The following is a 14,863-nucleotide window of genomic DNA, read 5'->3' as shown; positions in this document are numbered from 1 at the left end:
GATAGCGTTTCTCCGGAGGTTTCCCGATGACAACTGCCCCGCCCGCCCCGGCATCCACCGAACCCAAGAACTCCCTGGACCGCTTCTTCGAGATCAGCAAGCGCGGATCCACGATCGGCACCGAGATCCGAGGGGGTCTGGTGACATTCGTCACGATGGCCTACATCGTGATCCTGAACCCGATCATCCTCTCCGGCAAGCCCGATGTCGCCGGAGACATGCTCAGCTTCAACGCCGTGGGCGCCGCCACCGCGCTGACCGCCGGTGTGATGACGATCCTGTTCGGACTGGTCACGCGCCTCCCGTTCGGTTTCGCCGCCGGCCTCGGCATCAACGCCTTCGTCGCGTTCTCGGTCGTCGGCCAGGTGACCTGGCCCGAGGCCATGGCGCTGGTGATGATCAACGGTGTCGTCATCGTGCTGCTCGCCGCCACCGGGCTGCGGAAGGCGATCTTCGACGCGGTGCCGTTCCAGCTGAAGATCGCGATCACGGTCGGTATCGGCCTCTTCATCGCGTTCATCGGCTTCGTCAACTCCGGCTTCGTCACGGCGACCGGCGCCTCGTCTCCTCCGGTCGGCCTCGGCGTGAACGGATCGGTCGCGACCGTTCCGACCCTGCTGTTCGTCATCACCCTCCTCCTCACCGGCATCCTCGTCGCCCTCAAGATCAAGGGCGGCATGCTGATCGGACTCATCGGCGGCACCGTGCTCGCAGTCATCGTCGAGGCGATCTGGCACATCGGGGCCCGCGGCTTCGATGACGAGGGCAACGTGGTCAACCCGGGCGGCTGGGGCCTGACGGTTCCCGCGCTCGACGGCTCCCCCGTGGGTGTGCCCGACCTCAGCCTGATCGGCGCCGTCGACTTCAGCTTCGATCTGAGCAAGGTCAGCCTCGTCGCGATCGTGATGATCGTCTTCACGCTGCTCTTCACGAACTTCTTCGACGCCATGGGCACCATGACGGGCCTCGCGAAGGAGGCGAACCTCGCCGACGACAACGGCGACTTCCCCCGCATCAAGTCGGCGCTGGTCGTCGAGGGTGTCGGCGCGATCGCCGGTGGCGCGACCTCCTCGTCTTCGAGCACGGTCTTCATCGAGTCGGGCGCCGGTATCGGCGAGGGTGCGCGCACCGGACTCGCGAACGTGGTCACCGGCGTCGTGTTCCTGATCGCGATGTTCCTGACCCCGCTGACGTCGATCGTCCCGACCGAGATCGCCGCTGCCGCGCTGATCATCGTCGGTGCGATGATGATGGCGCAGATCCGCTACATCGACTTCAGCGATTTCCGCGTGCTGCTGCCGGTGTTCCTCACCGTCTCGGTCATGCCGCTGACCTACTCGATCGCGAACGGCATCGGCGCGGGCTTCGTCAGCTGGGTGCTCATCCACGCGTTCTCCGGCAAGGCCAAGTCCATCAGCCCGCTGCTGTGGGTCGTGGGCGCCGGCTTCCTGATCTTCTTCGCCCGAGGTCCGATCGAAGCGCTCTTCGGCGTCGGGATCTGACGCCGATCGGAGGTCACGGTAGAGGGGCGGGTGCTGCGGGATCCGCCCCTCTTCCGTACCTCCCGCCGCCGCGGCCGTCACATGCATGTGCATCGGCCGGATGCAGGAACACACGCCCCGAGCGGCCATGCATCCGCTGAGAGGTCATGCATCTGACGAAGACGGCCACCTCGCGCGGCTCAGGCGTAGGCGGCAGCGAACTCCGGCGACGGCTCGATCGGCTCGATCACGTCGATCAGCACACCGCCGGGCGCCTCGACGATGAAGTGGCGCTGACCGAAGGCCTCGTCGCGGAGCGGCAGCCGTTCCGGCAGACCCCGCTCCCCCACCAGGCGCGCATGCTCGGCAGCGGCATCCGGCACCTCGACGTTGAGCAGCAGCCCGCGCACGGGCTCACGAAATCCCTTGGGGATGGTCTCGTGCGAACGGTCGAGGATCGCGAGCTCACCGCCATCGAAGCGCAGGCTCACGTACCAGTCGGCCTCGAACACCACCTCGAAGTCGAACTCCTCTTTATAGAACCGCGCGCTCGCTGCGACGTCTTCGACCATCAGCACCGGGTAGAAGCTCGTGATCCGCATTCGTCTCTCCTTTACATACAGCGTGTTTGTATTCTGCGTGACTAGGATACATACAACCTGTACGTAAGGAAAGAGTCATGCCCCGAGCATCCGCGGCCGACGCCGCCGAGACCGCGCGACGAGTTCTCGAGACCGCCACGACCCATTTCGCGGCGCACGGGTACGCCACCGCATCCGTGGACGAGATCGCCCGCCTTGCCGGAGTCACACGAGGTGCGGTCTACCACCACTACACGTCGAAGCCGCTGCTCTTCCGCGACGTCGCGGCCGCCCAGCAGCAGTCCGTGGCCGACGCGATCCGCGACGCCACGGAAGACAGTGCTCCGGATGCCGCTCTCCGCGACGGCAGTCACGCGTTCCTCGACGCGATCACCCGGGGAGCGGCGTCACGCGTGCTGCTCGTCGACGGTCCCGCCGTGCTCGGCGGGGAGCAGTGGCGCCGACTCGACGCGGAGGGACCGGAGCAGGAGCTGCGCACGGGCCTACGCGAAGCCGGCGTCTCCCCCGCGCTCGTGGATCCGCTCACCGCCGCACTCTCCGGAGCGATGAACGAGCTCGCGCTGTGGCTCGCCGCGCACCCCGATGACGCCGACGCGCGGTCGGAAGCGCACGTGGCACTCGAGCGCATCCTGGATGCCGTGGTCCCGCCCAGCTGAGGGCGATGCGGCGCGCCGACGGCGCAGCGCACCGACCGGCGTCGAGGGTGGAGTCCCGACCCTGAGGAGATCCCGTGCATCACCGACACCGCGACGACCACCCGTTCGACCTGAGACGGGACGTCGACCGGCGCCTCCTCGAGTACCGGGAGCTCATTCTGGCCAGCCTCGAAGGCCTCACCGAAGAGGAGGCGCGGTCCGCGCCGATCCCCGGCGCTCCGAGTCTGCTGGGAGTCGTGCGTCACACGGCGTACGTGGAGGGCGTCTGGTTCGACGAGAGGATCACCGGGCGCCCCCGGGCCGAGATCGGCCTGCCGGTGGCCACCGCCAACTCCTGGAAAGTGCGGCGCACCGACGATATCGCCTCCGTCACGGCAGAGTGTCGACGCATCAGCGCCCTCGCTGACAGCAATCTGACCGATCGCGGGCTCGACGACGAAGTCGGCGAGAACCGGCGCAGCCTGCTCGCGATTTACGTCCACGTGTTGAGTGAGCTGGGCTGGAACACCGGACAGCTCGACATCCTGAGGGCAGCGATACTCGCTGCCCGCCGCCGAGCCGCCGGACCGACCGAACGGGCATGAAAGAAGGCCCCGGAGTGGAGTCCGGGGCCTTCAGATCAAGCGTAGCTCAGATCAGAGCGCTTCGATGATCGCGCGCATCAGGTCTGCCGTCTCGGACGGCGTCTTGCCGACCTTGACGCCGGCGGCCTCGAGTGCCTCCTTCTTCGCCTGAGCGGTGCCGGCCGAACCGGAGACGATCGCACCGGCGTGACCCATGGTCTTGCCCTCGGGAGCCGTGAAACCCGCGACGTAGCCGACGACCGGCTTCGTGACGTTCGCCTTGATGTAGTCGGCGGCACGCTCCTCGGCGTCGCCACCGATCTCACCGATCATCACGATCGCCTTGGTCTCGGGGTCGGCCTCGAACGCCGCGAGCGCGTCGATGTGCGTGGTGCCGATGACCGGGTCGCCGCCGATGCCGATGGCGGTGGAGAAGCCCAGGTCGCGCAGCTCGAACATCATCTGGTAGGTCAGGGTGCCCGACTTCGACACGAGGCCGATCGGTCCCTTGCCCGTGATGTTCGCGGGCGTGATGCCCACGAGCGCCTCGCCCGGCGTGATGATGCCGGGGCAGTTCGGGCCGATGATGCGGGTCTTGTTGCCCTTGCTCTGCGCGTAGGCCCAGGCCTCGGCCGAGTCGCCGACGGGCACGCCCTCGGTGATGACCACGAGCAGGGGGATCTCGGCGTCGATGGCCTCGATCATCGCGTCCTTGGTGAACGCACCGGGCACGAAAGCGATCGACACGTCGGCGCCGGTCTCCTTCATGGCCTCGGCGACCGAGGCGAAGACGGGCAGCTCGACGGCGTTGCCGTCCTTGTCGGTGTGCGAGACCGTGGTACCGGCCTTGCGGGCGTTGACGCCACCGACGACCTGGGTGCCGGCCTTGAGCATCAGTGCGGTGTGCTTGGTGCCCTCACCGCCGGTGATGCCCTGGACGATGACCTTGGAGTCCTTGTTGAGGTAGATCGACATTCTTCTCGTCCTTCAGTCTCAGGCGTTGGCGAGCTCGGCGGCCTTGTCGGCGCCCTCGTCCATGGTGGCGGCCAGGGTCACAAGCGGGTGTGCGTACTCGGCGAGGATCGCGCGACCCTCGTCGACGCGGTTGCCGTCCAGGCGCACGACGAGCGGCTTGGAGGCCGTGGCGCCCAGTGTCTCGAGGGCGCCCTTGATGCCGTTGGCGACGGCGTCACACGCCGTGATGCCGCCGAAGACGTTGACGAACACGCTCTTGACCTGCGGGTCGCCGAGGATGACGTCGAGGCCGGCGGCCATGACCTCGGCCGAGGCGCCGCCGCCGATGTCGAGGAAGTTGGCAGGCTTCACGCCGTTGTGGTTCTCGCCCGCGTAGGCGACCACGTCGAGCGTCGACATGACCAGACCCGCGCCGTTGCCGATGATCCCGACCTCGCCGTCGAGCTTCACGTAGTTGAGGCCCGACTCCTTGGCCTTGGCCTCGAGCGGGTCGGCTGCGTCCTTGTCCTCGAGCGCTTCGTGCTCGGGGTGACGGATCTCGGAGGCGTTGTCGTCGAGCGTGACCTTGCCGTCGAGCGCGATGATGTCGCCCTCTTCGGTGCGCACCAGCGGGTTGACCTCGACCAGCGTCGCGTCCTCGCCCTTGTACACGTCGTAGAGCTTCACGAAGACATCGGAGACCTTCTCGATGAGGTCTTCGGGGAAGTTCGCCGCGCGAGCGATCTCGACGGCCTTCTCCTTGTCGATGCCCGTGAGCGGGTTGACCTCGACGCGTGCGAGCGCCTCGGGGCGTTCGACGGCGAGCTCTTCGATCTCCATGCCGCCCTCGACCGAGCAGAGGCTCAGGTAGGAGCGGTTGGCGCGGTCGAGCAGCACGGAGAAGTAGAACTCCTCGGCGATGCGCGCACCCTGCGCGACCATGACGCGCTTGACGATGTGGCCCTTGATGTCGAGGCCGAGGATGGCCTTCGCTGCTTCGTACGCCTCGTCGGGCGTCTTGGCGACCTTGACGCCGCCCGCCTTTCCACGGCCGCCGGTCTTCACCTGAGCCTTGACGACGACCACTCCGCCGATCTTCTCGGCAGCCGCCCTCACCTCTTCAGGGGTGTCCGCGACGATGCCGGCGAGGACCGGCACTCCGTACTTTTCGAAAACGTCTCGTGCCTGGTACTCGTACAGATCCACTGTGGTTCCTTCACTGGGCTGCTGTCTGGTAATTCTCTCGATGTCGAGACATCGACCAGTCCCCCAGCCTACTACCCCGAACTGAGCGCTCCTGCGGCCCCGGCGCCTCGACCGCTCAGCGTCGAGTCGGCACTCCGGCTCCACGCGCGGGGAGGGCGACCCGTCGAAGCTGTCGGGTGATCAGGAACGGCATGACCACCAGGGCCGTGCCCGTGGCGACGATCACGGGGCGCACCACGACCACCGGCAACGAGCCCCACAGGGCGATGAGGATCGCGCCGATCATGACGGCACCGAGCACAAGTTCGCACACGAGGAGCTGGCGGCGCACCGATGCGCTGTCCTCGGCCATGGTCGTCTCGCGCCCGCGCACCGAGATGTGCGAGGTCCATCGCGTGCCGTCCCACCAGCGCCGCGTCCCGCGCCGCCGCGTGTCGAACCAGCCGGCCGGAATCCCGTCATCTCTCACGCTCCTCAGTATGACGGCGACGCCTCGGCGTCTCCGCCCGGCGAGGTCTAGGCTTTCGCCATGCACGAATCCGCAGAACTGCGCACCGGCGTCGTCGCCGCAGCGCTCGAACTCTTCAGCGCCCAGGGGTTCGACCAGACGTCGGTGGAGCAGATCGCCAAGGCCGCCGGCGTCTCCCGCTCGACCTTCTTCCGCCAGTTCGGCGGCAAGGAGGACGTGGTCTTCGCGGATCACGAGGTGCTTCTGGAACAGCTCAGGGAGTTCCTCGACGAGGGGCACGATGACCCGTGGGGCGCGGTGTGCGCGGCTTCGGAGTCGGTCTTCGCCCACTTCGCGCACGACCCGGAACTCGCCAGGCGCCGCTATCAGATCGTGCGACAGGTCCCTGTGCTGCGCGAGCGCGAGATCATCACGGTCTTCCGCTACGAGCGACTGTTCGACGACTACCTGCGCGGGGCGCTCCCCGGCGTGGATCCCCTGGACGCGGTCGGCTTCGCCGCCTTGGTGACGGCCGTGCACAACCATGTGCTGCGCCAGCTGCTGCGTGGCCGCAAGAAGGTGCCGCTGGCGACACTGCAGACGGCGCTGGCCGACGTCCGCCGTCGCTACGGGGTCGCGGGCGAGGCGGCCACCGCCCCGGATGACATGGTGGTCGCGGTGTTCCCCCGCTCCATGCCGATCGCCGAGGTCAGCCGCAGGCTGCAGTCACAGCTCGACTAGCTCGACGTGCCGTCGGGTCGTGGAACCGAGTATCGAGGAGTACGATACTTGGTGCCACGAAGGAGTCCCATGAGCACTGCAGCCTCCCCCTTCCCCGGCGAGCGCGTCTCGTCATACGACATCACCGGACGTCAGGACAGCGACTACTACGCCGTCTTCACCGACATCCCCGCCGCCGATCGGGAGGCGTGGGACCGCGCGAAGGCCTACGTCGACGAGGTCGCCCCGCAGATGGCCGACGCCTGGGACCGCGCGGAGTATCCGCTCGATGCCGCGCGTCGGATGGGCGAGATGGACCTCGTCGTCGACGGGGTGCAGCACCCGTCGCTCACGAGCCTGTCGCCACTGGCCGCAGGACTGGTGAACATGGAGATCTCCCGCGGCGACGGCTCCCTGGGCACGATCCTCGCGGTGCAGGGCGGACTCGCACTGCGCACCCTGGCCCTGTTCGGCTCCCCCGCGCAGCAGGAGAAGTGGCTGACGGGCCTCGCCGACGGCTCGGTGCTGGGATCGTTCGCCCTGACCGAGCCCGATCACGGTTCCGACTCCGTCTCGCTGGAGACCGTGGCCCGCCGCGACGGCGACGGCTGGAGCCTCCGCGGAACGAAGAAGTGGATCGGCAACGGCGCCTCCGGCGGCATCACCTTCGTCTGGGCGCGCATCGACGACGAGGGCGCCGAAGAGCATGGCGCCGTGCGCTGCTTCCTCGTGGAGCAGGAGACCCCGGGCTACACAGGCAGCGTCATCCGCGGAAAGGCCTCGCTGCGCGCGATCCACCAGGCACACATCGTGCTGGACGACGTACGGGTGCCCCTCGATGCGGTGCTGCCGGGGACCAAGAGCTTCAAGGACGCCTCGATCGTGCTGTACGCGACCCGTTCCGGTGTCGCCTGGTCGGCGCTCGGACACGCGACCGCCTGCTACGAGGCCGCCCTCGCCTACGCCACCCAGCGGGTGCAGTTCGGAAAGCCCCTCGCCAGATTCCAGATGGTCCAGGAGCGTCTGACCCACATGCTCGAAGACCTCACCGCCATGCAGCTGTACTGCCGGCGGATGGCAGACCTCGAGACCGCCGGTGAACTGCGCCCGACCCAGGCCTCGCTGGCGAAGTTCCACAACACGCGTGCCGCGCGGCGCATCGCCTCGACCGCCCGCGATCTGCTCGGCGGCAACGGCATCCTGCTCGAGAACGGCGTGATGCAGCACATGGCCGACATCGAGGCCATCCACACCTACGAGGGCACCGAGAGCGTTCAGGCCCTGCTCCTCGGGCGCGACATCACCGGGATGAGCGCGTTCGCCTGAGGTCGGATCCCCGGAGTCGACTCACTGGCGTCGGGCGCTCACGTGGCGCTCTCGACTCGCCGCCGACCCCGCGACCGCCTGCACCGCGAGGAGCAGCACGAGCGCCAGGACCGGGACGACCCACCCACCGACCGCGGCGTGCAGGATGCCGAGGCCGAGCGGACCGAAGCCGGCCAGCAGGTAGCCGACTCCCTGCGCCATCGTCGACAGGTGCGCCGTGTGCCTCGCATCCGGCGCGCGGAGCACGATGTACGTCAGCGACAGCGAGATGGCGGCCCCCTGCCCGAGACCGAGCAGCGTCATCCAGAGCCAGGGCGCGGCTCCACCGGGCGCGACGAGGAGGCCGATCAGCCCCGCCGCGCAGAGCAGCGCGGAGAGCACGACGGGGAGCCACGTCGGCCGCATGCGGCGCATCACCGTCGGCACGAGGAGCGCCGCCGCGATCCCGGGAAAACTGGAGTACGACAGCAGCACCCCGGCATCCGACACCGAGACCCCGCCGTCCTGCAGCATCGTGGGAATCCAGGTCAGGGCCGCGTAGTAGCTCAGGCTCTGCAACCCCATGAACGCGGTGACCGCCCACGCGACCGGGTCCCGCAACAGCGCCGACATCCGCGGCTCGTCGATGGGTTCCGTGATCGCATCGACGGGAACGCCCGCCACCGCCGGGGAGGTGACGACCCGACGCATCGCCCGGGGCAGCCAGACCACCAGGGCGAGTGCGGCGGGAATCGCCCAGACCCCCAGCGCGCCACGCCACGACCCGTCCAGGGCGATCATGAACGGCACCGTGAATGCGGCCGCCGCGGCGGCACCCAGGAACAGCGATGTGGAGTACAGCCCCATCATCAGACCGAGACGGTGCGCGAAGTCCTGCTTGATCACGGCGGGCATGCAGACGTTCGCGACCGCGATGCCCGCCCCCACCAACACCGTGCCGCCGAAGAGAGCCACGGGTGAGGGAAGCAGGCGGATGCCGATGCCGAGTGCCACCACGACCATCGTCAGCGCGAGCAGCCGATGCAGTCCGATCCAGCGTGTCAGCGCGGGCGTCAAGAACGCGAAGGCGCCGAAGGCGAACACGGGGATCGTCGTCAGGAGCCCTGCCGCGGCTGCTGGGATCCCCAGGTCCTGCTCGATCGCGGGGAGGACGGGTCCGACAGAAGCGACGCCCATGCGCAGGTTCAGCGCGATCAGCAGCAGGCCGGTGCCCACGTAGATCCCGGTGAGGATGCCGCCGCGCCGGGTGGACGGCCTGGTCAACGGGGTCGGCGCGGTGTCGAACGGTTCCTGCATCGTGGTCATGCATCGAGTCCAGCATTCACCCGGTATGTCAGGAAACACGTACGCTGCATTTTGATGTCGAATACCCGCCAATCCTCGCGAATGGTCGACCTGAATCTGGTCGACTTCGATTCCCTGGCGGCCCTGCCCATGGAGGGCGCCTACCGGTTCGCGCACGCCGAGACCTCCCCCCGCCACGCCCACCCGCTCGGACACCTGGTGCATGCCGCTTCCGGAGTGCTGTCGCTGCTCACCGACGAGGGTGCCTGGATCGCGCCGTCGACCCGCATGGCCTGGGTGCCCGCCGGCGCCGAGCATCGTCATCGCGCGCACGGGCGCACGGACATGCGCATCGTCCATCTGACCGACGAGCTCGCCGCATTGCTCCCGGCCTCCCCTGCGGTGCTCGTCGCGACGCCACTCGCGCGCGAAGCCGTGCTGTCGATGACGTCCGACCGCACTCGCAGCGACGAAGCCCTGGACCACCTGCGTCGCGTGATCGTCGACGAAGTCGTGACCGCGCCCGAGCAGCCGCTCCATCTCCCGGAGCCCCACGATCCGCGCCTGCGCCGTGCCGCACGCATCGTCGAGGATGACCTCGCCCTGCCCGTGCCGCTCGGAGAACTCGGCGCACGCACCGGCACCGCCGAGCGGACGCTGAGCCGCCTGTTCCAGCAGGAGACCGGCATGGGGTACCGGCAGTGGCGCCTGCAACTGCGCGTGCATCGGGCACTTGTCCTGCTCGCCGACGGCGCCACGGTGACCGACACGGCCTCCGCATGCGGGTGGGCCACGACCAGTCAGTTCATCGAGCAGTTCACACCGCTCGTCGGGATGACCCCCGGCCGATACCGGCTGTCGCAACCGACCGCGTGAGGGAAAGGACCACGACTGCGGTCGGCTCAGACCACGCGCGCCATGCACACGAGGCGTTCGCGATCGTCCCACGAGGGCACCCGCTCGAAGCCTCGCGATTCGTAGAGACGCACGGGGCCGTCCCGCCATTCCCACACCGACAGCCGCACCTGCGACGCACCGAGATCGACCGCATCGGCCACCGCCGCGTCCAACAGCGCCGAACCCACCCCGCGGCCGCGCACGTCAGGCTGCGCCCACAATCGCTTGATCTCCGCCACACCGTCGTGCACGGACAGCACCACGACCCCGACGATGCGTTCGTCGAACTGCGCGACCCGCACTCGATGCGCGGCGTACGCCTCGGCCGGGTCATCGACCTCGCGGAGATAGCGGTCGAGCAGCGGCACGGCGGGATCGCGCTCGGATCCGTGTTCCTGCAGACTCTTCTCCCGCTCGGTCTGCAGCAGATACGCACGCACAGCCGCACCGACCTCGAGTGCGTCGGGTCCGGTCAGGTCGGCGAGCCGGATCGACGGTCGGTCGAGCCCGGATCCCGCCTCGGCGCTCACGGTCAGTCGCAGCCGCAGCCGCCGGACGGCGTCTTCACCATGAAGCACACGTCGCACACGCCGTAGTCGCGATCCTCGACCGGCTTCGGAGCTTTCTCGGCCCGCGGGGCGGAGACGCGAGGAGTCGTCGTGCGCTTGGCCGCGCGCGGCGGGGTGAGCGGGATGAACTCGCTGGGGTGGCTCACGTAGAAGTACGGCGCCCGGCCTTCGCTCGGCTGCAGACGCAGCGGAGCGGAACCGACGACGAGGCGCTCGTCCTCGGTGAAGCCGTTCGTGTAGGTGCGCCCGATGTGCAGAGGGGCGCCCTCACCTCGACGGATCGCTTCGATGTAGCGACCGCGGTCGATGAACGAGCTGATCCCGATCTCTTCGACGATGGCGGTGATGAACGCGTGGTTGGCCGGATCGATGCGGTGCGCGCGCAACGCCTCCGGGAGCGAACGGTATGGACGGGAGGTGCCTGCGGGGGTCGGCCCCTGTACTTCTTTCATCAGTTCCAGGATCGCACGCCCAGAGGGGTACAGCCGACCGTTTTCCGCTTGTATACGTGCCAAACTGACGTCATGGCCCAGGCGACGATCATCGGCTCCGGCCCGAACGGGCTCGCTGCCGCAGTGACGCTCGCGCGCGCCGGCTATCGGGTGCGAGTTCTGGAGGGCGCCGACACCATCGGCGGCGGGGTGCGCACACGCGAATCCACGCTTCCGGGGTTCCGGCACGACCTCTGCTCCGCCGTGCATCCGGCCGCCCTCTCCTCCCCGTTCTTCCAGGCGTTCGGCCTCGACCGGCGGATCGAGTGGATCCGTCCCGACGCCTCGTACGCGCATCCGCTCGACGACGGGCGCGCAGCGATCGCCTGGCGCGACATCGGGCGCACGGCGGCGGATCTCGGAGTAGACGGATCCGCCTGGATCTCTCGCCTGCGTCCACTCAGCAGCCACATCGACGGGGTCGTCGACTTCACCGGCAACCAGCTGCTCCGCATCCCCCACGACCCGGTGACCGCCGCGCGTTTCGCGATCCGGATGCTGGACCAGGGCACTCCCCTGGCAGCTCGCGCCTTCCGCACGGAGGAGGCGGCGGCGCTCATCTCCGGGGTGGTCGCGCACGCCAACTCGCCGCAGCCCTCCCTCGCGGGCGCGGCGGCCGGGCTGCTGCTGGCCGCGCTCGGACACGCAGGCGGCTGGCCGTACCCGCGCGGAGGTGCGCAGCGCATCGCCGACGCGATGGTCGCCGACATCGAGCAGCACGGCGGAACGATCGAGGCGGGCACCCCCGTCTCCGATCTCGGTGCCCTGGACTGGGGCGACCCGCAGCAGGGCGACCTGCTGCTGCTCAACACCTCGCCGCGACTCGCCCTCACGCATCCCGACGTGCCCGCAGGCTACGCACGGGCCCTCCGCTCGTACCGGTACGGGCCCGGAGCCGCGAAGGTCGACTTCGCCCTCGACGGCCCGATCCCGTGGACGAACGCCGACGTGGCAGCGGCCCCGACCGTGCATCTGGGCGGCACCCGTGCCGAGGTGTGGGCGAGTGAGAACGCCGTCGCCGCCGGACGCGTGGATGAGCGCCCGTACGTGCTCGCCGTGCAGCCATCGGTACTGGACGACTCACGCGCCCCCGCGGGGAAGGCCGTGCTCTGGGCGTACATCCACGTGCCCCCGGGCTCGGACCTCGACCCGACCGAGCTGATCACCGCCCAGGTCGAGCGCTTCGCTCCGGGCTTCCGCGACCTCGTCCTCGCGCACCACGCCGTCCCGGCGTCGTCGCGCGAGGCGATCAACCCCACGGAGATCGGTGGCGACATCTCCGGTGGCGTCTTCGACATGCGCCAGGCGCTCCGGCGCCCGGTTCCCTCCCCCTCCCCGTGGCGCACGCCGATGCGTGGCGTGTACCTGGCGTCCGCCTCGACACCCCCCGGCCCCTCCGTGAACGGGATGGCCGGTTGGCATGCCGCCCGCACGGCGCTGCGGGATGCCGGAGAACCCGCCACCGTGACCGACCTCTTCGGCTGATCGTCCTCCCCTTCCGCCGCGGATCATCGGCGGCCAGGATGGGAGCATGCGCTACGACATCCCCGCGCCGATGCTCGCCAAGGCGGCGCCGGCCGTCCCCGACCCCGCGAAGACGCCGGGCGGACTGCTGTACGAGCCGAAGTGGGACGGCTTCCGTGGACTCATCGCCTGGGACGGGGAGACGGTGGAGATCGGGTCACGAGGCGCCAAGCCCCTGACCCGCTACTTCCCCGAACTGGTCGACGTGATCCCCCAGCTGCTTCCGGAACCGTGCCTGCTCGACGGCGAGATCGTCGTCGCCACCGGACCGGACGGCTCGCAGCGCCTGGACTGGGAGGCCCTCAGCCAGCGCATCCACCCCGCCGCCTCACGCGTCGCGAAGCTCGCCGTCGAGACCCCAGCCATGTTCATCGCGTTCGATCTGCTCGCCGTCGGAATCGAGGACCTGCTCGGACAGTCGTTCGAGACGAGGCGCGCACGCCTCGAGACCCTCATGGAGGGCGTCGGACATCCGCTGCACATCACCCGCACGACCCGCGAGCGCGAGGCCGCTGTGCGCTGGCTCGCCGAGTTCGAAGGGGCAGGGCTCGACGGTGTCGTCGCGAAGCCGCTCGACCAGCCTTACGCGCCGGGAAAGCGCGCTCTGTTCAAGATCAAGCACGCCCGCACCGCCGACGTCGTCGCGCTCGGCTATCGCATCCACAAGTCCGGATCGGGAGTGGGTTCCCTGCTGGTCGGGCTGTACGGCGACGACGGAGAGCTCCACCAGGTCGGCGGCGTGGCCGCGTGGAGCGATGCCCGTCGGCAGGAGCTCGTCGAAGAGCTCTCCCCGCTGGTCGAGCGCGACGAGTCGGGCGACGCCGTGACCGCCGAGGGCGAGCGGTCGCGATTCAGCGGATCGAAGGATGTGTCGTTCGTACGGCTGCGCCCCGAACGGGTGCTCGAGGTGCGTTACGACCAGCTCGAAGGATCCCGCTTCCGCCACACCGTGCAGTTCGAGCGCTGGCGCCCCGATCGCGACGCCCGCTCCTGCACCTACGAGCAGTTGGACACGGTCGCAGGCTACGACCTCGCCGATGTCCTGAGCTGAGCGGGAGCCCTCACTCCTTCTCGGCCGGGGTGCCGTCCTCGTCCCAATTCGCTGCGACCTTCTTGCTCGGCTGCACGCGCGGCGGCTCACCCGGCATCTTCGGGAACTCCGGAGGGAAAGGCAGTTCGCCGAGACCGTTCTGCGTGTCACGCTCCCACCACTCCAGCAGCGTGTCGATGCGGCCAGGGTTGTGCGGCATCGACGCCCACGGGTCGCCGACCTCGCCCAGACGCTTCGGGATGCTGCGCACCGTGAACACCTTCGGATCGAGACCGTCGAGCTCGTCCCAGGCCACCGGCGTCGACACGGTCGCTCCGGGAAGCGCGCGAGGACTGTAGGCACCGGCCATCGTGCGGTCGCGGTTGGCCTGATTGAAGTCGACGAAGATGCGCGCGCCCCGCTCCTCCTTCCACCAGTTCGTCGTGACCTGCTCCGGCATCCGTCGCTCCAGCTCGCGCCCGGCGGCGATCACGGCGTGCCGCACCTCCAGGAACTCGTGGGTCGGCTCGATCGGCGCGAACACGTGCAATCCTCTGTTGCCGCTGGTCTTGGCGAACGCCTCCAGACCCGCCTCGCGCAGCACCTCGCGCAGGGTGTGCGCGGCCGTGACCGCATCTGCGAAGTCGGTACCGGGCTGCGGATCGAGGTCGATGCGCAGCTCGACGGGGTTGTCCGCGTCAGTGGCGAGCGACGCCCAGGGGTGGAAGACGATCGTGTTCATCTGCACGGCCCACACGATCGCGCTCGCACGGTTCAACACGATCTGCGGATGCTGGCGCCCGCTGTTGTATGTCACCGTCACCGCGTCGACGAAGTCCGGGGTACCTTTGGGCGGGTTCTTCGAGAAGAAGCCCTCGGCCCGCGCCCCGCCTGCGGGTCCGATGCCGTCACGGAACCGCTCGAGCGAGACCGGGCGGTTGCCGTTCGCCGCCAGGAACGGCACCGCGACGAGCTGCACATACTCGGCCAGCTCCGCCTTGGTGATGCCGAGGTCGGGCCAGACCACGCGGTTCGGGCTGGACAGCGCGACCTCGCGTTCTCCATCGGAGTCGGCGACGGTCAGGGTCACGCGTTCTGAGGCCATGCTCCGA

At 69.0% G+C, this 14,863-nt stretch carries 16 protein-coding genes; 8 read left to right on the top strand and 8 right to left on the bottom strand.

What is annotated here, in order from left to right; all coding sequences use genetic code 11:
• Positions 1-26: 26 nt before the first annotated feature.
• Positions 27-1,502, top strand: coding sequence for an NCS2 family permease (locus tag MST3598_RS05145; protein WP_021198859.1), 1,476 nt, complete (start codon positions 27-29; stop codon positions 1,500-1,502).
• 179 nt (positions 1,503-1,681) lie between these two features.
• Here MST3598_RS05145 and MST3598_RS05140 read toward each other — a convergent pair whose 3' ends face one another.
• Positions 1,682-2,083, bottom strand: coding sequence for a VOC family protein (locus tag MST3598_RS05140; RefSeq protein WP_029258572.1), 402 nt, complete (start codon positions 2,081-2,083; stop codon positions 1,682-1,684).
• A gap of 77 nt (positions 2,084-2,160) precedes the next feature.
• On the opposite strand from MST3598_RS05140, the gene MST3598_RS05135 reads away from it, so the two are divergent.
• Positions 2,161-2,739: a TetR/AcrR family transcriptional regulator gene (locus MST3598_RS05135; protein ID WP_029258573.1), complete on the top strand. Its 579-nt coding sequence runs from the start codon at positions 2,161-2,163 to the stop codon at positions 2,737-2,739.
• Between the two features lie 74 nt (positions 2,740-2,813).
• Positions 2,814-3,323: a mycothiol transferase gene (locus MST3598_RS05130; RefSeq protein ID WP_036271483.1), complete on the top strand. Its 510-nt coding sequence runs from the start codon at positions 2,814-2,816 to the stop codon at positions 3,321-3,323.
• Between the two features lie 51 nt (positions 3,324-3,374).
• Here MST3598_RS05130 and sucD read toward each other — a convergent pair whose 3' ends face one another.
• The 3 genes from sucD to MST3598_RS05115 all read right to left on the bottom strand — a co-directional run bounded on the left by sucD (position 3,375) and on the right by MST3598_RS05115 (position 5,931).
• Complete coding sequence (sucD, locus tag MST3598_RS05125) at positions 3,375-4,277, bottom strand: succinate--CoA ligase subunit alpha (protein ID WP_021198863.1); 903 nt, start codon at positions 4,275-4,277, stop codon at positions 3,375-3,377.
• An 18-nt stretch (positions 4,278-4,295) separates the two neighbouring features.
• Positions 4,296-5,462: an ADP-forming succinate--CoA ligase subunit beta gene (gene sucC, locus MST3598_RS05120; protein ID WP_021198864.1), complete on the bottom strand. Its 1,167-nt coding sequence runs from the start codon at positions 5,460-5,462 to the stop codon at positions 4,296-4,298.
• A gap of 115 nt (positions 5,463-5,577) precedes the next feature.
• Entirely contained in the window at positions 5,578-5,931 is a 354-nt protein-coding gene (locus tag MST3598_RS05115; RefSeq protein ID WP_021198865.1) for a DUF2510 domain-containing protein, read from the bottom strand.
• 60 nt (positions 5,932-5,991) lie between these two features.
• Here MST3598_RS05115 and MST3598_RS05110 point away from each other — a divergent pair, with 60 nt between their 5' ends.
• Positions 5,992-6,651 carry a TetR/AcrR family transcriptional regulator gene (locus MST3598_RS05110; protein ID WP_029258576.1) on the top strand — a complete coding sequence of 220 codons (660 nt, stop codon included), beginning with the start codon at positions 5,992-5,994 and terminating at the stop codon, positions 6,649-6,651.
• Positions 6,652-6,720: 69 nt separating this feature from the next.
• Entirely contained in the window at positions 6,721-7,956 is a 1,236-nt protein-coding gene (locus MST3598_RS05105) for an acyl-CoA dehydrogenase family protein (RefSeq protein WP_021198867.1), read from the top strand.
• Positions 7,957-7,977: 21 nt separating this feature from the next.
• Here the strand turns inward: MST3598_RS05105 and MST3598_RS05100 are convergent, their stop codons facing one another.
• Positions 7,978-9,261, bottom strand: a complete 1,284-nt coding sequence (locus MST3598_RS05100) for a CynX/NimT family MFS transporter (RefSeq protein WP_029258577.1) — start codon at positions 9,259-9,261, stop codon at positions 7,978-7,980.
• Positions 9,262-9,342: 81 nt separating this feature from the next.
• Here MST3598_RS05100 and MST3598_RS05095 point away from each other — a divergent pair, with 81 nt between their 5' ends.
• Positions 9,343-10,116: an AraC family transcriptional regulator gene (locus MST3598_RS05095; RefSeq protein WP_021198869.1), complete on the top strand. Its 774-nt coding sequence runs from the start codon at positions 9,343-9,345 to the stop codon at positions 10,114-10,116.
• Between the two features lie 26 nt (positions 10,117-10,142).
• Here the strand turns inward: MST3598_RS05095 and MST3598_RS05090 are convergent, their stop codons facing one another.
• Complete coding sequence (locus MST3598_RS05090; RefSeq protein ID WP_197703115.1) at positions 10,143-10,667, bottom strand: GNAT family N-acetyltransferase; 525 nt, start codon at positions 10,665-10,667, stop codon at positions 10,143-10,145.
• 2 nt (positions 10,668-10,669) lie between these two features.
• Positions 10,670-11,158, bottom strand: coding sequence for a hypothetical protein (locus MST3598_RS05085; RefSeq protein WP_136024551.1), 489 nt, complete (start codon positions 11,156-11,158; stop codon positions 10,670-10,672).
• A 72-nt stretch (positions 11,159-11,230) separates the two neighbouring features.
• Here MST3598_RS05085 and MST3598_RS05080 point away from each other — a divergent pair, with 72 nt between their 5' ends.
• Positions 11,231-12,682, top strand: coding sequence for a phytoene desaturase family protein (locus MST3598_RS05080; protein WP_036271484.1), 1,452 nt, complete (start codon positions 11,231-11,233; stop codon positions 12,680-12,682).
• Between the two features lie 46 nt (positions 12,683-12,728).
• Positions 12,729-13,772: an ATP-dependent DNA ligase gene (locus MST3598_RS05075; RefSeq protein ID WP_029258582.1), complete on the top strand. Its 1,044-nt coding sequence runs from the start codon at positions 12,729-12,731 to the stop codon at positions 13,770-13,772.
• 10 nt (positions 13,773-13,782) lie between these two features.
• Here MST3598_RS05075 and ligD read toward each other — a convergent pair whose 3' ends face one another.
• Entirely contained in the window at positions 13,783-14,856 is a 1,074-nt protein-coding gene (gene ligD, locus MST3598_RS05070) for a non-homologous end-joining DNA ligase (RefSeq protein ID WP_021198874.1), read from the bottom strand.
• Between the last annotated feature and the right edge of the window lie 7 nt (positions 14,857-14,863).

Source organism: Microbacterium sp. TPU 3598, assembly GCF_002356155.1.
GTDB lineage: Bacteria > Actinomycetota > Actinomycetes > Actinomycetales > Microbacteriaceae > Microbacterium > Microbacterium maritypicum_A.
The sequence above is the reverse complement of the archived record's forward strand: the minus strand, read 5'-3'. Positions and strand labels throughout refer to the sequence as shown.